Origin of the sequence: Bartonella queenslandensis AUST/NH15 (assembly GCF_000312585.1) — a bacterium.
Lineage (GTDB): Bacteria > Pseudomonadota > Alphaproteobacteria > Rhizobiales > Rhizobiaceae > Bartonella > Bartonella queenslandensis_A.
The window spans coordinates 143,474-144,378 of the sequence record NZ_HE998013.1 but is presented as its reverse complement, the minus strand read 5'-3'; the positions used below and the strand labels follow the sequence as shown (position 1 = coordinate 144,378).

Sequence of the window (905 nt, the reverse complement as noted above, 5' to 3'; positions counted from 1 at the left end):
AAAGAAGATACCGATGCGGTGAATGTTGCACAGATGAAGTCATTACAAGAATACGTGGACAAGGGTTGGAAGCTGTCTGTTGGTGGTGAAAATTCTAAATCTGTTGGTATTGATAGCGCAGTAGATTTATCAGCGGGAAGTAGCAACCTCAACATTACTAAAGGCGATAAAGACAACAAGATAAAATTTGACCTTGCTAGGTCTATCATAGTCGATAATATACAAGTAGGAGCGAATATCCTCGATGCAACTGGCTTAATCATTAAAGATGGTCCAAAAGTAACGGTTGGTGGTATTGATGCTGGAGGCAAAAAAATCACAAATGTGGCAACGGGTACTGTAAACACCGATGCGGTAAATTTTGCACAACTTCAAAAAGTTGAAAAAGATGTCAAAGAACAAGTAGCAGCCAGTAGCTTTGTAAAACAAGATGCGCAGACGCAACACATCACCATTGGTAAGGATACAGGTGGTGATAAAATTGATATTGCCAACAACGCCAATGAAAAGCGTACCCTTACAGGAATAAAAGCTGGTGAGCTCTTAGAAGATTCACATGAAGCCGTTATCGGTTCACAGCTTTTTGATACAAATAAAAATGTAACGACTGTATCAAATAATCTTCAAACTACTGCTACAGATATAGCTGAAACTTTTGGAGGTGGAGCTGAATATAAGGATGGCAAATGGAGTCCCCCTAAATTCATTGTTAAGTCTGTTAAGAATGATGGCAACTCTGAAGAAACGAAATATAATACCGTTGCGGAGGCTTTGACTGGAGTTGGTGCTTCTATCACAAATGTTCAGAATAAATTGACTGAACAGGTTAATAATGTGGTTAACAAAGTGGAAAGCGAAAGTTTTGTTCAGCAAGATAAAGCAACGCATAATCTCACTATTGGTGC

Annotated in this window: 1 pseudogene; it reads left to right on the top strand. The window is 38.9% G+C overall.

Annotated features, from left to right (window positions below):
* A pseudogene (locus tag BN338_RS08685) lies at positions 1–905 on the top strand (Vomp family autotransporter); the annotation flags it as partial.